The sequence below is a fragment of the Streptomyces sp. NPDC030222 genome (assembly GCF_055573115.1).
Window position 1 is genome coordinate 392573 of record NZ_JBVICA010000003.1, and the last position, 17962, is coordinate 410534.

10 protein-coding genes and 2 pseudogenes are annotated in these 17962 nt (G+C 70.2%); 5 read left to right on the top strand and 7 right to left on the bottom strand.

What is annotated here, in order from left to right:
• Position 1 precedes the first annotated feature (1 nt).
• The 3 genes from ACZ4Z5_RS06585 to ACZ4Z5_RS06595 are packed head-to-tail and all read right to left on the bottom strand — an operon-like array spanning position 2 to position 5758.
• On the bottom strand, positions 2-673 hold the full coding sequence (locus ACZ4Z5_RS06585) for an HAD family hydrolase (protein WP_468257529.1): 672 nt from the start codon (positions 671-673) through the stop codon (positions 2-4).
• Entirely contained in the window at positions 670-1650 is a 981-nt protein-coding gene (locus ACZ4Z5_RS06590; protein ID WP_468257532.1) for a pseudouridine-5'-phosphate glycosidase, read from the bottom strand. The genes ACZ4Z5_RS06585 and ACZ4Z5_RS06590 overlap by 4 nt, the downstream gene beginning before the upstream one ends.
• A 40-nt stretch (positions 1651-1690) precedes the next feature.
• Positions 1691-5758 carry an amino acid adenylation domain-containing protein gene (locus tag ACZ4Z5_RS06595; RefSeq protein WP_468257535.1) on the bottom strand — a complete coding sequence of 1356 codons (4068 nt, stop codon included), beginning with the start codon at positions 5756-5758 and terminating at the stop codon, positions 1691-1693.
• Positions 5759-6475: 717 nt separating this feature from the next.
• Between ACZ4Z5_RS06595 and ACZ4Z5_RS06600 the strand changes: the two genes are divergently transcribed.
• Positions 6476-7189: a VOC family protein gene (locus ACZ4Z5_RS06600; protein ID WP_468257538.1), complete on the top strand. Its 714-nt coding sequence runs from the start codon at positions 6476-6478 to the stop codon at positions 7187-7189.
• Between the two features lie 24 nt (positions 7190-7213).
• Here the strand turns inward: ACZ4Z5_RS06600 and ACZ4Z5_RS06605 are convergent.
• Positions 7214-7342, bottom strand: a pseudogene (locus ACZ4Z5_RS06605) (IS982 family transposase); the annotation flags it as partial.
• 193 nt (positions 7343-7535) lie between these two features.
• On the opposite strand from ACZ4Z5_RS06605, the gene ACZ4Z5_RS06610 reads away from it, so the two are divergent.
• Positions 7536-9074: a carboxylesterase/lipase family protein gene (locus ACZ4Z5_RS06610; RefSeq protein ID WP_468257541.1), complete on the top strand. Its 1539-nt coding sequence runs from the start codon at positions 7536-7538 to the stop codon at positions 9072-9074.
• Between the two features lie 215 nt (positions 9075-9289).
• Positions 9290-9429, top strand: a pseudogene (locus ACZ4Z5_RS06615) (IS481 family transposase); the annotation flags it as partial.
• A gap of 252 nt (positions 9430-9681) precedes the next feature.
• Here the strand turns inward: ACZ4Z5_RS06615 and ACZ4Z5_RS06620 are convergent.
• Together ACZ4Z5_RS06620 and ACZ4Z5_RS06625 are read right to left on the bottom strand one after the other, a co-directional pair.
• Positions 9682-11253, bottom strand: coding sequence for an FG-GAP-like repeat-containing protein (locus tag ACZ4Z5_RS06620; protein ID WP_468257544.1), 1572 nt, complete (start codon positions 11251-11253; stop codon positions 9682-9684).
• Between the two features lie 77 nt (positions 11254-11330).
• A complete protein-coding gene (locus ACZ4Z5_RS06625) occupies positions 11331-11849 on the bottom strand; it encodes a hypothetical protein (protein WP_468257547.1) in 519 nt (172 codons plus the stop codon).
• Positions 11850-12080: 231 nt separating this feature from the next.
• On the opposite strand from ACZ4Z5_RS06625, the gene ACZ4Z5_RS06630 reads away from it, so the two are divergent.
• Complete coding sequence (locus tag ACZ4Z5_RS06630; protein WP_468257549.1) at positions 12081-16109, top strand: polymorphic toxin-type HINT domain-containing protein; 4029 nt, start codon at positions 12081-12083, stop codon at positions 16107-16109.
• Positions 16110-16127: 18 nt separating this feature from the next.
• A complete protein-coding gene (locus ACZ4Z5_RS06635; RefSeq protein WP_468257552.1) occupies positions 16128-16589 on the top strand; it encodes a hypothetical protein in 462 nt (153 codons plus the stop codon).
• 404 nt (positions 16590-16993) lie between these two features.
• Here the strand turns inward: ACZ4Z5_RS06635 and ACZ4Z5_RS06640 are convergent, their stop codons facing one another.
• Positions 16994-17923 (bottom strand): helix-turn-helix transcriptional regulator, encoded by a 930-nt coding sequence (locus ACZ4Z5_RS06640; protein ID WP_468257554.1) that lies wholly within the window; start codon positions 17921-17923, stop codon positions 16994-16996.
• Positions 17924-17962 lie beyond the last annotated feature (39 nt).

The following is a 17962-nucleotide window of genomic DNA, read 5'->3' on the forward strand; positions in this document are numbered from 1 at the left end:
GTCAGCCCTGTGCCGGTGCGTCTGCGAGGCACGCCATGACGTCACCGAAGGTGTCCGCCAGCCATGTGGGGTCGGCCGTCCGCAGTTCGCGCACACTGTGCACCCCGTACGTCACGCCGATCGACCGCATGCCGCAGGCCCTCGCCATCAGCAGGTCGTGGGTGGTGTCGCCGACCATCACGGCACGCTCGGCCGGGATCCCCAGCTCGCGCAGGACCTTCTGCCCCGACTCAGGGTGGGGCTTGGGATGGGTGACCTGGTCGGCGCCCACCACGACGTCGAACATGTCCCGCAGCGCCGCCGCCGTGAGCAACGCGTCCGCGCTGGCGTAGAACTTGCTCGTCGCCACGGCGAGGGCCAGCCCCCGGTCACGCAGGGCCGAGAGGCCGTCCGCGACGCCGGGGAAGAGCAGCTCCACCGCCCTCGGCAGCACGATGTCGCGGAACTGACTCTGGTACTGCCGGATCCCTTGGGCCACCCTCTCGTCGTCGGGTGCGACCCCCATGAGCTTGCCGAACGCCTGCTCCAGGGGGAGCCCGATGGTCGCACGGACCTCCGTCGGGTCCGGGGTGTCGAGGCCCATGGCGGCGAAGGCCGCCGTGAAGGTGTCCACGATCCCACGCGGCGTGTCGATGAGCGTTCCGTCGAGGTCGAAGACGGCTACGGCGGTCATCGCACTCCTTCCGGCGCCGGCGTACCGGTCGGCAGGCCCTCGGAGCGGAGCCGGGCGTGGGCCACGGCGAGCCGTCCCGCCAGTTCGGCCGTGCTGATGAGGACGGACATGTTCGCCTTGGCGGAGCGGCCCTCGGTCACCCTGTCGACGGCGCGCATCAGGTACTTGGTGAGGCCGTTGCCCCGGACACCGTCGCGTTCGGCGGCGACCGTCGCGTCGGCGATCGCCGCGTCGACCTCCCGGCTGTCGATCGCGTCCTCTTCCTTGATCGGCGTGGCGACCAGGAAGGAGCCGTGGTTGCCGAGCGCCCAGTGGGATTCGATGGCCCGGGCGATCAACGTCTCGTCGTCCAGCCGGTGCGGGCTGCGGATGCCACTGGTGCGGCAGTAGAAGGCCGGGAAGTCGTCGAACCGGTAGGAGACCACGGGCACACAGTGCGTCTCCAGGAACTCCATGGTCAGGCCGAGGTCGAGGATGCTCTTCGCGCCGGCGCAGACCACTGCCACCCTGGACCGGGTGAACTGGATGAGGTCCGAGGAGACGTCCATGGTGGTCTCCGCACCACGGTGCACTCCGCCGATACCGGCGGAGGCGAAGAACGGGATGCCCGCCAGCTCCGCCGCGACCACCGAGGAGGCCACGGTCGTGGCGCCCATGCCGCCCCGGGCCAGCACGACGGGCATGTCCCTGCTGCTGACCTTGGGGATGCCGGGTGTCGACGCGAAGCGCTCGACGTCCGCGTCCGTCATCCCGACGAGGATGCGGCCGTCCTCGATGCCGATCGTGGCCGGGACCGCGCCGCCTGCGCGGACAGCCGCCTCCACCTTCCGGGCGGTGGCAGCGTTGTCAGGGTAGGGAAGGCCGTGGGTGATGACATTGGACTCCAGTGCCACGACCGGTGCCCCGGAGTGGAGTGCCTCCGAGACCTCCTCGCTGAACACCAGGGGAATGTCGCCGGGGTGACGGCGCGTCGTCATGCGTCTCCGATCCTCGTTGTCGTACGTCGATGCGGTGGGGTCAGTAGTTGGGCGTCTTGCGCAGCAGTTCCTTTCGGTCCACCAGCTCGGGGACGGAGACCTGCTCGTTCCAGGCGTCCTGATCGACGGGTTCGAGCGCGATCGATATGACGCTCTCGTCGCACTGGAACGCCGACTGCACCGCCTTGGCCACCGCGGCGACCAGCTCGGACTCCTGTTCCTCGCTGAGTGCGACGGGGAAGTGCTTGATATTGACGTGCGGCAAGGTGAACTCTTTCTTTCTTTCCTGGCCCTGTGCCTGCGGCTGCCGACCTCGCAGCCGGCGATGGATCGTCTGGGCGAGCTCGTCGATGTCGGGATCGCGCAGCATGCTGTAGTGGTCCGCCTGGAGGGTGACGACCGTCGGCGACTGCGCGGAGTAGCCGCTGCGGTTCTCCAGGAACGAGTAGTCGTCGCCATGTGCCTTGAAGATCGTGACCGGGGCCTCGATCCGGTGCTCGGCCAGTTCACGGAAGGTGTAGGTGAACTCGTACGTCTGCCGGACGATGCGCACGATCCTCAGCACCAGTTCGCGGTCGAGGCCGCTGAACGCCGTGCTGATGAACGTCGCGAAGGTCTCGTCGTCCTCGGCCTGCCGCAGGCAGTCCTCCAGCAGCGGACCGCTGACCGTGCCCCCGAACACCGAGAAGAGGATCGTCACGAACGCCTTGTTGCGGTACGTCGGCTCGTCGCCGTGAACCGCCGCGTCGTCGGCGCGGACCCGCGGCGACCCCGGTGCGATCAGGAACAGGTTCTCCACCCGCTCCCCGGCCTGCTCCAGCTGATGCGCCGCTTCGAAGGCCACCCGGGCGCCGAAGGAGTAGCCCCAGAGCGTGTACGGGCCCGTGGGCTGGACACGTCGGATGGCCTTGATGTCCTCGGCGGCCATCTCCCGGATGGTGGGGTACGGCGTCTCTCCCGGGTTGATACCGTGCGCCTGTACGCCGTAGAAGGGGCGTTCCCCGCCCGTCCTGCCGGCGAGCAGGCGCAGGTTCATGGGGTAGCCCCCCAGGCCGGGCCAGCAGTAGACGGGGTGTCCGGTCCCCGAGTCCCGCAGCGGTATCAGCCGCGATGTGGTGCCCGCGTCGTCGCCGTCGATCCGGCGCGCGAGCTTCTCGACCGTGGGTGAATCGAAGAGAGCCTGGAGCGGGAGCCTGCTCCCGAACGCCTTGTTGACCCTGTTGATGAGGGCGACCGCGATGAGCGAGTTCCCGCCGGATGCGAAGAAGTCGTCCTGCACCGAGACGGCTTCACGCTTCATCAGCGTCTTCCAGATGTCCCCGATCCGCTTCTCCGTCCTCGTGCGGGGCGGGACGAAGGGGCGGTCGGCGGCGTCCATGTCGGTCCTGTCCGACGCCTCCAGTGCCTTGACGTCGATCTTCCCGTTGGCGGTGAGAGGCAACCGGTCCAGGATGACGACCCGGTTCGGCACCATGTAGTCCGGCAGGAAGGTGACCAGGTCCTCTTTGATCATCTCCGCCGGGCCCTGCATATGGATCGTGTCCTCCCTCATGCCCTCGCTGTGCAGCTGCTCGGCGCTCACCCGGCCGCCCACGAAGAAGTAGGAGGGCCCCGTACGGTCGCCGCGGGCTTCCAGGACGGCCGCGATCCGCTTCGCCGAGGGCAGGTCATGACCGGTTTCGGAGCTGTAGCCGGAGGACATGAAGCCCAGGCCCAGGCCGTTCATCTGCAGGCGCTGCAGCTTGCGGCCCAGATCGACGTAGCCCAGCCAGCCGCGCTCGCGCCGGCTCAGCACCGTGATCCCGAAGCTCGACTGCTCGTAGACCCGCTGGTTGATGGCGATGACGTCCTTCTTGCGGACCAGTTCGTCGGAGATGCGCTCCAGTTCGCCGTCCCGGTACCGGTACTGGCCCGCGGGCAGGTCGACGATCCGTCCCGGGTGCGCCTGCACATAGATGTCCAGTGCGTCGTCCTGCTGCTGCGTGAACGGGGCCAGCCCGAACGTGCCGAGGTAGTAGTCCTCGTCTGCGCAGTCGAGGACGTCCTTCGCCGCAGGACGGGGCTCCAGCTCCCTGATGCTCAGCCCGTACGAGGGGAGAACCTCGTCGAAAAGGCCCACCATATGACCGGCCTCGATACGCAGGACCTCCTGGATGTTGTTCCTGTAGACCGGCTCGATCGCCCGCTTCCTGCCCACGAAATGGAACGTGAGCCGGGCCTCCTCCGCCGCCTCGGCATCCGGCGTCTTCCGGATCAGCACCAACTGGTGGTGCAGGGGGTGGTAGTAGTAGTGCCCAGGCCGCAGCCCACCCACCCCGCTCAACTCCAGGTACGTCTGCGTCGCGTAGAGCGAGCCCGGCGAAGCGTACCCGTACTTCGGCAGCAGCCGCTCCTCGCTGAGACACTGTCCGAAGTACCGGAGGATCTCCCCGAGTTCGGCAAGGGGGAGCTCTGACACGTTGCGGGGCCGCGCGTCGGGGGTCCGCGTGCGGTCGAGGAGCCGGAGCACGTCGGCCCTGGTGACGTCACCGCCCTCGAAGAAGCGGTACGTCTTGCGCGCGAACACACGTCGCCGCTGCTGCGGGGTCAGCTCCTTGCCGGGGAGGTCCACCACCGTCCGGCCGGCGATCTCCGCCTCGGTGCGGCAGCCCGCGTTCGACAGCTGGGCCCTGACCTGGAGCTTGTTCTCCTTCGACTGGTGGTGGGCGCCGTGGTTGCCCTGGTCCATCAGGGCCGCTTCCTTCGGACTCAGCTCGACGCAGGCGATGAGGTTCTGGAAACCGGTGCGCCGGTCCTCCTTGACGATCACCGCGGCGTTCTTGACCCAGTCATGGGTCTCGATCGCCAGCCTGATCTCGTCCAGCTCGACCCGGAAGCCCCGCAGTTTCACCTGATTGTCGACACGGCCGGCGAACTGCACGGTTCCGTCGGCGTTCCAGTAGGCCAGGTCCCCGGTCCGGTACAGCCTGCTGTCACCGGTCTCAGCCCCGGACGGGTGGTCGATGAACCGCTCCGCGGTCAACTCCGGGCGGTGAAGGTATCCCCGCGCCAGCTGCACTCCGCCGATGTACAGCTCGCCGATCTCCCCGACGGCCACCGGCGACAGCTTCTCGTCGAGTATGTAGTACCGGGTGTTGTGGACGGGCGAGCCGATCGACACCGCGTTGGGACCCTCACCGACGCCGGCGCGGTCCACCGTGAAAGCGGAGGCGTTGATGGTGCATTCGGTCGGCCCGTACAGATTGATCAGGTCGCAGTCCGGGAGCGTGTCCAGCACCCGGACCGCCAGATCCCTCGACAGTGCCTCGCCCCCGCTGAAGACCTGCCTGAGCGAGGTGCACCGGTCCAGTTCCTCCGTGTCCACCAGCGCCTGCAGCACGGTCGGCACGCACTGCAGCGTGGTGACCCCGTGCTCGGTGATGGCCTCGATCAGCCCTTCCGGATCCCGGTACACACCGGGTTTGCCGATCACGACCTCGCTGCCGCAGCAGGGCGCGAGGATCTCCCACTGGGCGGCGTCGAAACTCATCGGAGTCTTCTGCAGGACGACCTTCTCCCGGTCGAGGCCGTACACCTCCCTCAGCCAGCGCATCTGGTTGACGACACTGCGATGCTCGATCATCACGCCTTTCGGCTTTCCGGTGCTGCCGGAGGTGTAGATGATATAGGCCAGATCGTCCGGGCCGGGGCCGGGTACGGGATTCCGTAAGCCCTCGGGAGTGGATTCCATGAAGGCCCGGACCTCGTTCAGGGTGACGATTCTCGTTTCCCTCGGGGCGAGTTCGGCCAGTTTCTCCCTGAGGTGCTCCTGGGAGATGACGACATTGACGCGGGCGTCCTCGAGCATGTAACGCAGCCGCTCTTCCGGATACTCCGGTGACAGCGGGAGATAAGCGGATCCGGAGAACAGGATGCCCCATGCACCGACCATCAGGTCGAGTGAGGGATCCAGGAAGAGGCCGACACGGTCATCCCGTTCCACGCCGAGATTCCGCAGGTAACCGGCGAGATCGGAGCTGCGCTGCAGGAGCTCCCGGTAGGTGAGGCGCTGATCGCCACACACTACCGCAGTGTTGTCCGGCTGTTCACCGGCGCGTTCCCGGAGCATGTCGGGAAGGGATGCGTGGCCGGGTAAATCGTGTTCCGGCGCGTCGAAGTTCTGAGCGGCTGAGGCAGCCATGTTTTCCCCCGGTGAATGGTGTTCCTCTGGTGGTTCTGCAACGAACGTACGCAGTGCCGGTGTTCCCCTCGGGCTCCTGCGCGGCGTGCAAGATCAGAACCAAGATATTCAGACGCTAAGCGTTGGCCATGGGTGGGTCAACGCCGATCGGGAAGATGGCCTGAAAGTTCGCACGCTGTTTATACGGGACCCCGCCTCGGACGCCGGCCATACGGCGGCGCCCCTGCCTCCGAGTGCCGGACCGGGCGGAACGCCCGTGGCCCCGGGCGCGCGACGCAGCGTTGGCGGCTACGCCTCCGTGCTTCGGAGCCACACGTTCCGCGACTGCCTGGTCCGCCGACGGGCTCATGCGATCGGGTGCGCGGGGCCGATGGCTGTCATTCCACGGTCGAATTTCGGCCGGAGCCCCCCGTCCAGCCGAACCCGGTAAGGACGTCCGTGGGCGGCCGGGAACTGCGGCAGCGAGTTGGTCCCGCAGGTCCTCTGCACCGTCGGCGGCTGATCGTGGGCGCACGGGTGTACCGCACGATGATCACCGTCCGCCTGCCGGCAGCTGGTCCTCCTGCCCGTCCTGGACGAGTGGTCCCGAAGTACCGGATGGTCGGAAGGGATTGGGTTGTCGGACCTGCGCGCTACGTTGAGCGCATGACCTACGTAGAAGGCAGGATCGAGCGCATCAGGCCCCAGCAGTTCCACGAAACCGTCGGCGTGGAGGACTGGCGCGTCGTGGGCGAGGGGGCGTGTACGTATTTCCGCACCGGGTCGTTCGCGGTCGGCGCCCGGTTCGTGCAGGCGATCAGCGAGATGCCGGGAGTCGGGGATGACCACCCGGACGTCGACGTGAGGCAGGAAGGCGTGATCGTACGGCTGATCACGGTCACGGACGACTACTACGGGCTGACCGAACGGCACGTCGAGCTGGCCCGGCAGATCTCGGCGGTGGCTCGCACGCTGGACATACCGGCCGACCCGTCCGCCGTGCAGACCGTCCAGGTCACCGTCGATGCCCTCGCCGGTCCCGACGTGGTGGCGTTCTGGCGTGCTCTGCTCGGCTACGAGGAACGAGCGAACAGCGGCGAGGACCTGATCGACCCGCGCCGCCGCGGGGCACCGTTCTACTTTCAGCAGATGAACGCGCCGCGCCCGCAGCGCAACCGGGTGCACGTCGACGTGTGGGTGCCGTACGACCAGGCCGAGGCCCGGATAGCCGCAGCGCTCGCGGCCGGTGGCCGCCTGGTGAACGACGCCGATGCGCCGTCGAACCGGGTGCTGGCCGACCCCGAGGGGAACGAGGCGTGTGTCGGCGTGGCCGGCCCGCCCCTGAACGCCCGTGCCCGACGAGACCATGTCGCTGGTTGAACACGAGACGCGGTTCCGCGGCGGTCAGTGATCGAATGCGGTCGGCGACCGCAGGACGGGGGCGCCGGTCCTGTGCTTGTGCCAGATCGCGGCGGCGATCGCCGGGACGAGCTGGGCGATGCGGACGGCGACACCCTCGAAGGTGCGTCCTATTCCCGCTCGCCGGTCTTCGGGTCCGCGAGTGCTCATGTGATGAGCATGCCGGTCGGGGTGCAGACCAGCTACCGATGCCCGGCTCCAGCAGTCCGAATCATCCGTAAATCGCTGGCGCGGCATCCAACCTCGGTGGATGATCCGCAGGGTCTGGGGCCGCGAGCCCTCTCCTCCTGTCCGAGAGGAAGTTGTGATGACCGTCGGCGAGTCCAAGCCATCCGGGTCCCAGCCCGAAGTCCGCGCGGCCGCCGGAAGACTGCGCGGCAGCCGGGAGGCGGGTGTGTCGGTCTTCCGTGGCATCCCGTTCGCCGAGCCCCCGGTCGGCGCGTTGCGCTTCGCCGCGCCGCGACCGGTGCGGGGCTGGAGCGGGGTGCGGGAGGCCCTCTCGTATGGCCCGCCGCCCCCGCAGGGTGGGCATTTCGGCATGGACGTGCTGTCGCAGGACGCGGCGGGTGACGACTGGCTGACGGTCAACGTCTGGTCGCCCGAACCCGGCCCGGGCGCGGGGCTGCCGGTGATGGTGTGGATCCAGGGCGGCGCCTACGTGATCGGCACGTCCGGCCTCCCCGAGTACGACGGTGGCCGGCTCGCGCGGGACGGTGGCGTCGTCGTGGTGACGTTCAACTACCGCGTGGGTATCGAGGGCTTCGCGCAGATCGAGGGGGCTCCTCCCAACCGCGGTCTGCTCGACCAGGTCGCCGCTCTCGAGTGGGTGCGCGACAACATCCGGGCTTTCGGCGGCGACCCGGACCGGGTCACGGTTTTCGGTCAGTCGGCGGGTGGGGGATCGGTCGCCGCGCTGCTGGCGATGAGCCGTACGGCCGGGCTCTTCCGCCGGGCCGTTGCGCAGAGTGTGCCTGGCACGTTCTTCTCGCCCGAGCTTGCCGCGGACATCACCGCCGCCTGCGCCGCCGAGCTGGGGCTGCGGCCCACGGTGGCCGACCTGTCCAGTGTCGCCCCACACCAGTTGTCCGCCGCCGGTGACACGGTCGGCGCCAAGATGGACCAGTGGGCGCAACGCTGGGGCCGGCCCGCGCGCAGAGCGATCCCCTTCTCGCCCGTCGTCGACGGCGACGTCCTGGCCGTCACACCGTGGCAGGCCCTGACCGACGGCGCCGGCCGCGACATCGAACTCCTCGTCGGCCACACCCGTGACGAGCAGCGCCTGTTCACCGCCATCAACGGTCTGCTCGGTGAGGTGAGCGAGGAGCAGGCGGCGAACGCCCTCCATGTTTTCGCACCTGGTCCGGACGGGCCACGCCGCTACCGCGACGCCTTCCCGGCTGCGAGCCCGGACGAGCTGTACGAACTGGTCCATTCCGACTGGCTGTTCCGTATGCCGTCACTCCACCTCGCCGAGGCCCAGACTGCTGCCGGCGGCCGTGCGCATGTCTACGAGCTGGCCTGGCCTGCCCCGGGCATGGGCGGCGCCCTCGGCGCCTGCCATGGCCTCGACGTACCACTCGTCTTCGGCAACCTGAACCGCGGCCAGCCCGCCATGCTGGTCGGTGAGACGCCCTCCCCGGAGGCAGAGGCCCTGTCCGCCCGTATGCGCGCCGCATGGGCATCGTTCGCCGCCCATGGCGACCCCGGCTGGCCCGCGTACGACACCGGCCAACGCCTCGTCCAGCTCTTCGACACTCGATCGGCTGTCACCGCCTACCCGGAAGAGCGCTCCCGCCTGATCTGGCAGAGCCACACCTTCCCCGTGCTGCCGCTGATCAGCCGGTAGCGTCGGCCAACCCGGCCGGCCGGGGCCACGGGTTCTGTTCGTGCGAGGCGGAGGAGGCCGCGAACGGAGTTCGCGCACCGGATCGCGGTCTTCTTCTCCAGGCCGAAGACCTCGGCGAGGTGAAGGGTGTCGGGGCCGTGGACGAGGGCTTCTTCGAGCCGGCGGTCCGTGCGGAGCCGTTGCAGGGTGGCGGCCTGGCCGCGCAGGGGCTCGGAGAACGGGCCCACGCCAGGCCCTGCCGCTCAGGGAGCGACCGGCGCGCGGCATTTCCGGGTGGCTGCATGGCTACGATCACCACCGCGGACACACCGCGCTCGCAGGCCGACCATCCGCGAGCCGCGTCCCCGACCTCACCCGGGCAATACACCTGGCCCCGCCGGACACGGTGTTCGGCGAGGGCCCGTGGGAAGCCCACATGCCGCCGGCAGGTGGTCCCGAACCATCGGTCGTCCGTCCCCGGGCCGCCATGCGCCGAGAACTACGGAGCGTGCGATCGCGGGCCGCGGTCAACGGCCCTGGCCCGGGCGGCGGATATCTCCCGGTCGGCCCCGCCCCCGGACCGCGGGGGTCCAGAGGCAGGGCGCGTCTTCCTGGCGGTCGGGACCGGTCAGGAGAACGACGGCCACATCCCGCGGCCGGACGGGGCCAGGGCCCCCTTGCCGTCGCCGGCGTACCAGGCGAGCGAACCCGACTTCCAGCGGCCGAGCAGGTCCGCCTTCCCGTCACCGTCGACATCGCCCGCGAGCACGGTCGCCATGCCCGACCACGACTTGTCCCGCCACATGGACCGCCCGGCGTCGAACGAACCCTTGGCGTTGCCCGCGTAGAAGTGCAGGCTGCCGTCGGCCGCGACCGCGGCGATGTCGTCACGGCCGTCGCCGTTGAAGTCGGCGGTGGCGATGTGCTTCTTCGTCCAGGTCTTGTCCGGCCACACCGTGTGGTGCGTGCCGGTCAGCGTCCCGTCGGCCTTGCTCGGGTAGGCGTGCAGCGAACCGTCCGACCACTGGGCGATCAGGGCGTCACGGCCGGAGGCGTCGGCCTTGAACCGCGCGATGGGCAGGGACGCGGTCCACTTGTTGTCCTTCCACATCTTCCGGCTGTCGCCGAGCTTGGTGGCGTGGCCGGTGCCCGGGTAGAGGAGCAGGCCGCCGTCCGCCGTGAACCCGGCGATGTCGGCGAAACCGTCGCCGTTGAAATCACCGCCGACGATCTTCTTCATCGAGCCCCACGTCTTGTCCCGCCACAGGTCGCGGCCGTACTCCAGCCCGCCGTCGGGCCGGCCGTAGAAGGCGTGCAGCGACTTGTCGGCGAGGACGGCGGCGACGTCCGTCCGACCGTCGCCGTTGAAGTCGGCCGTCGTGATGCGGTCGGTGACGTGCTCGGCCATCGAGCTCAACCGGACCTGCCGGACCCAACTGCCGATGTCGTCGACACGGGTGACGACCGCGCCGGTACGGGTCTCGTCCGTGCCCAGGCAGCCACCCTGCCAAGAGGCGGTGGCGATGCCGACGAGCTCGGCCCTGCCGTCGTTCGCGCGGAACGCCGGGCCGCCGGTGTCGCCCTTGCAGACGGCGGCCTGGCCCTTGCCGGAGACGGCGAGCGTGCCTTCGCCCGCGGTGTCGACGCCGAACACACCGGTGTGCGCACGGGTCGGCACCCAGTCGCTCTTCGTGCGGCCGTAACCGGCCAGGTGCAGCTCCTCGCCCGGGGCGGGCGCGGACGTGCCGAGCTCGATCGGTGCGACGCCCGGGAAGGGGGAGCCGAGTGGACTGACGGCGGCGGTCACCGAGGTGACCCTGGCCATCACCAGATCCCGGTCCGGGTGCGGTACGAGCTCACTCACCCGGGGCGCGACCGCGGCGTCCGCCGCGGTCGGCCGCTCGGCGCCGGTGGTGACCAGGGCAGGAAGCGCGGGCGCACCGGCCGGAACCTTGAAGCTCTTCGCGGGGTCGGCGGCGAAGCAGCTCGCCGCGGTGACGATCCACTGCGGGTCGACCAGCGCCGCGGAGCAGGCGCGCTTGCCGTCACCGATGTGCAGCTTGAGTGTGAACGGGTACGCCCCGTCCTTGACGGGCTCGCCGACGACGGCGTGGGCCGGGCTCGCAGTGAGCAGTCCGGCGGCCACCCCGCCCGCCAGAAGCGTGTGAATCCACGCGGTGCGCGGACGTGTGCCAAACACGTTGGTCCTCAATTCACCTAAGTTCGGAAGCCTTCATTCCGTGGTCTGCGGAAGAAGGCCGGCAATGGTATTGCCGGTCAGCCGGTCACCTTGAGCTCGACCAGGACGGTCGGCTTTCCCGTGGTGCCCTCGCCGATGGGCTTCAGGTCGTTCTTCGGAATGTCGACGGTGGTCGACTTTCCGCCGGACGTCACGCTGGCCCGAACGGCGCGGTCCTCGGTCTGGACGGCGAATACGTCGGGGACTTCAAGGGTGAGGTGGCCCGACCGGCCAATGACCCGGAAGCAGTACTTACCCTCGGCGGTCTGGCGCGTCCAGACCTGGATCTGCTGTCCGCCGGAGCAATCGGCGAGCAGGATGCGGCCGTCACCCTTCTTCAGGGTGATGCCCTTCTCCTTGAGGATCCGGTCCGCCTCCGGGTACGCGAAGTCCTCGATCGCGGGCGGCGGTACGGCGCCGCCCGCACCACCCTCCTGAGCAGCGGCTTGCGCCGTCCGCGGGGCGGCGGACGCGACAGTGAGGGCGGAGACTCCCCCGACTGCCGTGACGACACCGACGACACCGGCGAGCAGCATTCCGCGCGCGCGAAGTTTCACCAGAACTTCCTTCCAGATGATGCACGGCAAGAGAAGTGCCGTACGAGATGGTCCGTTCCCCCGGACTGTCCGAAACCTATCAGTTCCTGGTGTGCTGACATGCCGTCAGCAGATATGCCCACCACTGCAGTTATGCTCACTGTGCCGAAGTGGCGGCATTCCACAACTGACCTCTGTGGAGTGCCCTGTGAGAGGAAACACATTCACGTGAACAGATCAGGGGGAAGGTGGGTGCGCGGCACACGCAGGTTGTGCCTCGGCGCGCTTTCACTGACACTCGCCGCGGGACTTCTGGGCGCCGGCCCGGCAGTTGCGGAGGACCTGCCCGACGAGGACGTCACCACGAGCCCGATTCCGGCGACCGACCGCGGTCGTGTCGTGGAGATCTGGCGGAACGGGGGTGTCGGGGTCAAGGCCGCGGCGGAGGCCGCACTGACGGGCTCCGACGAGGACGTCCGCAGGTTCCTGGACGCCGAGCGCGAGATCGCGGAACTCCATGATGATCGCATCATCACCGTGCAGATGATCTCGGTGGGCGGCCGCGGGGTGCGCGAGGCAGCCGTCAAGGCCCTGGCCGGCAACCCGAAGGACCTGCGCACCTTCCTGAAGAGCGGCTGGCAGGCACCGCTGGAGCACGACCAGCGTGTCCAGGTCACGCAGATCGTCAACGAGGGCGGCAAGGGCGTCAAGGAAGCCGGCAAGTCCGCTCTCAACGGCTCCATCGACGACGTCCGCCAGTTCCTGGACCATGGCCAGTACCCGGCGCGCGAGGCCGACGACCGGGTCCAGCTCATGCAGATCATGAGCATGGGTGGTCCGGCCACCAAGGAGGCCGCCAAGGTCGCCATGAACGGCACCGTCCAGGACGTCCGGGAATTCCTGGCGGTCGGCCAGCACGTCGCCCGGGCCCGCGACCAGGAGCGGGCGTCCGTCGCCGAGCTCGCCGCCCGGGCCAAGGCAGCGGGCGAGCAGGCCAAGCGCGAGACCGAGGCCGCCAAGGAGGCGTCCGCGCGCGCCGTGGCCGCCTCGAAGCTCGCCAAGGAAGCCGCCCAGAAGGCGGCGAAGGAGACCGAGGCGGCCCGCAAGGACGCCAACCGTGCCTCCAACGCCGCCGGCCGCGCCGCCGAAGCCGCGCGCGGTGCCTCGGCCGCCGCCCAGCAGGCCATCTCCGCCGCCCGGGCGGCGAACACCTCCGCCCGGGTCGCCGCCACCGCTGCCTCGCAGGCCGCGTCCGCCGCGGCAGCCGCCGCGCAGGCGGCCTCCCGTGCCCGTGGTGCGGCGGCGGCCGCCGCCTCGGATGCCGGCCAGGCAGCCGACGCCCGCAAGGCCGCCGAGGAGGCGCGCACCGCCGCCAAGGGCGCACGGCTCGCAGCCGAGGCCGCCCAGCAGGCCGGGCTCGCCGCCCTCGCGGCCGGTGACGCCGCCAAGGCTGCCGCCAGCGCGGGAGCCAACGCCGATGCGGCCGCCTCCGCCGCGAGCGAGGCCAGCGGCTTCGCCGACGCCGCGGGCGCCCACTCCGCCGAGGCGAGCGCCGCGGCCGCCGCCGCCCGCCGCCACGCCCGCGAGGCCACACGGGCCGCCAACGCGGCCGAGGGTCTGGCCCGCGAGTCCTCCGCCGCCGCGTACGAGGCGCGCGACGCCGCCAACGACGCCGCGGAGCACGCCGAGAACGCCGCCAAGGCCGCGGACGAAGCGGCCAAGCATGCGGGCGAGGCCGCCAAGGCGGCCAAGGAGTCCACCGCGCACGCCGCAGAGGCCAAGAAGGCCGCCGACGCCGCCACCAATGCCGTCGTCAAGGCCCGCAGGATCTACGACCTGGCCCGGAAGACCGAGCAGGAGGAGCTGAACAGCCGCACCGCGGCCGCCGTCGAACGGGCCAAGGACCTCAAGGCCGCCGACGACCAGCGCCGTAGGACCGCCGCCGATGCGGCAGCCGAGGCCGCGAAGCTCGACGCAGAGGCCGAGCGTCTCGCCGCCGAGGCGGCCAAGCCCGGCGCCGACCTCGCCGAGGTGGCCACAAAGGGCCGCCGTGTGGCGATCGCAGCCATGAAGACCGGCGGGCCCTGGAGCCAGACCGCCGCCCAGGTCGCCCTCGCCGGCACGGCCGAGGACATCGCCGCGTACGTCCGTACCGGCCGGCAGGAGGCCGCCGAGCAGGACGAGCGGGCCCGGGCCGAGCGGCTCGCCGCCGAGGCCGAGTCCCCGGCGGTCCGCGCGGCCGCAGAAAAGGCCCTGGAAGGCGACGCACAGCAGATCCACGCCTTCCTCACGGCCGGTCAGCACGCCGCCGCCGCCAACGACTACCGGGTGCGCGTGGTGCAGATCAGCAACGGCAGCCGGCGAGGAGTGAAGGAGGCGGCCCAGGCCGCCCTCGACGACGGCTCGACCGACAAGCTCCGTGAGTTCATCACCACCGGTCAGTACGCGGCCCGCACCGCCGACGAGCGGGTCCAGGCCGTGCAGCTGATGGACGGCGGCGGACCGGAGGTCAAGGCCGCCGCGAGGATCGCCCTGGAGGGACCGCCGCGGCTGCTGCACCGGTTCATCGAGGTCGGCCAGTACCAGGCCAAGCGCAAGGACCTGCTCGCCGCCACCCACCAGGCCGGGGTGAAGCAGCTCATCGCCGCCGCCGCCGGATCCGCGGCCACCGCACAGCAGAACGCCGCCGAGGCGGCCCGGGTCGCGGCCGTCGCCCGCAAGGCGGCCAAGGAGGCCGAGGGCTGGGCGAAGAAGGCCCGCGAGTCCGCCGACCAGGCCAAGGTGTACGCCGACGAGGCCCGGCAGTCGGCCAAGGACGCCCAGGCGTCCGCCAATGACGCCGCCGCGTCGGCCAAGGCCGCCCGTGCCGCGGAGAAGGACGCCCACCGGGCCGCTCGGGAGGCGGAGGTCTCGGCGGCCCGTGCCGCCGACTCCGCCGACGCCGCCCGTGGCTCCGCCGACGACGCATGGGCCTACGCCAACGCGGCCCGCGCCTCCGCCACCGCCGCCGGCAAGGACGCTGACGCGGCCGACAAGGCGGCCAAGGACGCGTACCACGCGTTCGTCGTCAAGAAGAAGGCCGAGGAGGAGGCCAAGCGGCGTGACGAGGAGGCCCGCAAGGAGAAGGCCAGGATCGAGGAGATGAAGGCCAACGCGGCCATCATCGAGGCCGCGGCAGCCGAGGAGGGCGACACCGACCTGGTGGACATCCTCTCCGAGACGGGCCACTTCCTCCTCGACGTCGGCGGACTCGTGCCCGGCTTCGGCGAGGCGGCCGACGGCATCAACTGTGCCTGGTACGGCGCCGAGAAGGACGCGCTCAACGCGGGCCTGTCCTGCGCCTCGGCCATTCCCGTCGCCGGCTACGGCGCCTCCGCCATCAAGTTCGGCAAGTGGGGCGACAAGGGCATCGACTTCTTCCGGAACCTCTTCGGCAAGACGAGCCCCCCGCCGTGCAAGGTCCCGAACAGCTTCACCCCGGACACCCCGGTCGCCAAGGCCGACGGAACCACCGAGCAGATCGAGGACATCCGCGTCGGTGACGTGGTCCTCGCCACCGATCCGGGCACCGGCCGGACCTCGGCACGCCCGGTCGAGGACGTCATCGTGGGCTACGGCCCGAAGCACCTCGTCAGGCTGACCGTCGACACGGACGGCGACAAGGGCGACGCCACGGGAACCATCACGGCAACCGACGGCCACCCCTTCTGGGCGGCGGACCGCAAGGCGTGGGTCGAGGCCGGAGACCTCAAGCCGGGCACCCGTCTGCGCACCACCGACGGCACCACGGTCGAGGTCATCGCCGCCCGCGGCCGCACCGAGGTCCAGAAGGTCTTCAACCTCTCGGTCAAGGGCATCCACACGTACTACGCGCTGGCCGGCGACACGCCGCTGCTGGTACACAACTGCGGAAACCTCGACAAGGACTACCGGATCGCGGGAGGCCACGCCAAGGACCACGTCGGCCTCACCGACGACGACCTCATCGCACGGGCACCCGGCCTGCGGGGCGGCAAGGCGTCGAGCCTGAACGCCGACACGGCACAGCAGAGCATCGACGCGGTCCTGAAGGACGTGAAGCTCAACGAGTGGGCGGCCAAGAACAGCCGCGGCGCGGAAAGGATCCTCAAGAAGAAGTTCGGCAGCCCGATCGGCCGTGTCGCCGACAGCAACGGCGACGTCAAGGACGCCTACACCCTTGAACTCCTCATCAGGAGGGTCGACAAGGGCGAGGACGGCCACAAGGGAACGTGGGTCGTACACACCATGATGGCGACTTAGCCGATGGGAACGGACAGGATGTCACAGGCACAGCACGAGGTCCTCGGATTCCTCCGGGAACTCCACCACTGCCACGCACGTCTCGGCGACCGGTCCAGTGATCTGCTGCTCCACGCGCACCTCGGCGACGACGTGACGCTCGGGCACGAATTCCTGGTCGACCGCCCGGACGACGACCGGGTCGTGGTCACCTTGCTGCACCGCTTCGCGGTGTCGATCTCGGCGGACTTCTCGGAGTACCACCAGATCGACATGGTGGCGCGCCTGTCCGTCTCCGACGCACTTTGCGCCGTCCGCGTCGGCGTCGACCTCGACCTCGACGAGCCCGTGGCAGACCTGCCGGCCGGCCCGGGCGTCCTGTGGGAACGCCGCCTGGACGACGCAGACCTCCCCGACGCCCTGCGGTTCCTGCACGGTGCCGTGAACGAGCTGTGCGCGCTGGACAACCCGTTCGGCGCGCTCATCCGCGAGCGTCCGTAGGACGCCGCGGGGAGGAGACTCCCATCGGGCGCTGCTCGCCGCGCCGGCCACGGCCGGAGCGGCGAGCAGCGCCCGCAGCGTTTCCGCCGCCGGGCCTCCCCTTGGTACCTCCGGCGTGTCTCACAGCGTGTGCAGCCCGCTGCCGACGCACCCGCGACGGCATCGTCGTCCCCGCGGTGGCGGTGCGCTGTGGCGCGGAGTCCGGACCTTCCGTCAGGTCGAAGGGCCGAACCCTGCCTCTTGCCGCGTTACCGAAGAGCCTCCCCCGGCCCTTCACCACTCCCGGTCACTGACGCGGCCGACGGCTGGTGCTTCCCGACGGCCTGGCCTGATCACTCTTCAACCGGGTGAACCGGTCGCGGGTGTACTCCCGCAATCCGCGGCCGGGCAACGGCACGACCTGGTCACCGCTCGTAGCGGCTGGCCAGGGTCCGTACCGTTTCGGCGATGCGGTCGCGGAGTTCGGCCGGTGCCAAGACCTCGATGTCGCTGCCCAGCCCCAGGAACTCTCCGTGGGCGTGGTCGATCGATTCGATGGGCACCCGGGTCTCCGTCCATCCGTCGCCTGCGGGTGTCACGCCGAGGCGGCGGGCGCCCTCCGGGGTGAGCCGTACCAGAGCCTCCCCGGTGTGCAGCCGGGCTCGGAAACCGGCCAGACAGCCGTTCCAGTGCGCGGCCAGGTCGAACCCGTCCGGAATGGCGAACTCTTCTTCCAGGGAACGGAGTTCGATGACCTGGTCGACCCGGTACGTGCGGATTCCGGACGGCCCGTCGGCGACCAGGTACCAGCGGCCGGCCTTGAGTACCAGCCCGTACGGCTCCACCCGCCGCTCGATCTCTTCTGGTGCCCGCCAGCGCCGGTACCGCAGGACCACCGCCCGGGACCCCCACACCGCGGCGGCGACTGCGGCCAGATGAGGCGTACGGTCGGCGTCGGCGTACCAGCCGGGGGCATCGAGGAGGAAGCGTTCCTGGATCCTCCCCGCGTGCTCGCGCAGCTCCGCCGGGAGGGCGGCCCGCAACTTCAGCTGGGCGGCGGTGAGCGCCTCGCCGAGGCCGAGCTCGGCGGCGGTGCCGGGGAGTGCGGCAAGGAACGCGGCCTGGGCCTCGTCCGCGGTCAGTCCGGTCAGACGGGTCCGGTAGCCGTCGACCAGCCGGTAGCCGCCTGCGTGTCCGGCGGCGCCGTACAGCGGGATTCCGGCGCCGGCGAGCGCCTCGACGTCCCGGTAGACCGTCCGGACGGAGACCTCCAGTTCCTCGGCCAGCTGCTGGGCCGTCATCCGGCCCCGGTTCTGGACCAGCAGGAGCAGGGTGACCAGTCGGCTCGCGCGCATGCCGCCCAGTATCCACTGACAGTGGATGTCAGTGGAGTG

Bases quoted from the DNA above. Each gene is read 5' to 3' on its own strand.
- ACZ4Z5_RS06595 (WP_468257535.1), bottom strand. From the start codon at position 5,758: ATGCTCCGGGAACGCGCCGGTGAACAGCCGGACAACACTGCGGTAGTG.
- ACZ4Z5_RS06590 (WP_468257532.1), bottom strand. From the start codon at position 1,650: ATGACGACGCGCCGTCACCCCGGCGACATTCCCCTGGTGTTCAGCGAG.
- ACZ4Z5_RS06585 (WP_468257529.1), bottom strand. From the start codon at position 673: ATGACCGCCGTAGCCGTCTTCGACCTCGACGGAACGCTCATCGACACG.
- ACZ4Z5_RS06600 (WP_468257538.1), top strand. From the start codon at position 6,476: ATGACCTACGTAGAAGGCAGGATCGAGCGCATCAGGCCCCAGCAGTTC.
- ACZ4Z5_RS06610 (WP_468257541.1), top strand. From the start codon at position 7,536: ATGACCGTCGGCGAGTCCAAGCCATCCGGGTCCCAGCCCGAAGTCCGC.
- ACZ4Z5_RS06635 (WP_468257552.1), top strand. From the start codon at position 16,128: ATGTCACAGGCACAGCACGAGGTCCTCGGATTCCTCCGGGAACTCCAC.
- ACZ4Z5_RS06640 (WP_468257554.1), bottom strand. From the start codon at position 17,923: ATGCGCGCGAGCCGACTGGTCACCCTGCTCCTGCTGGTCCAGAACCGG.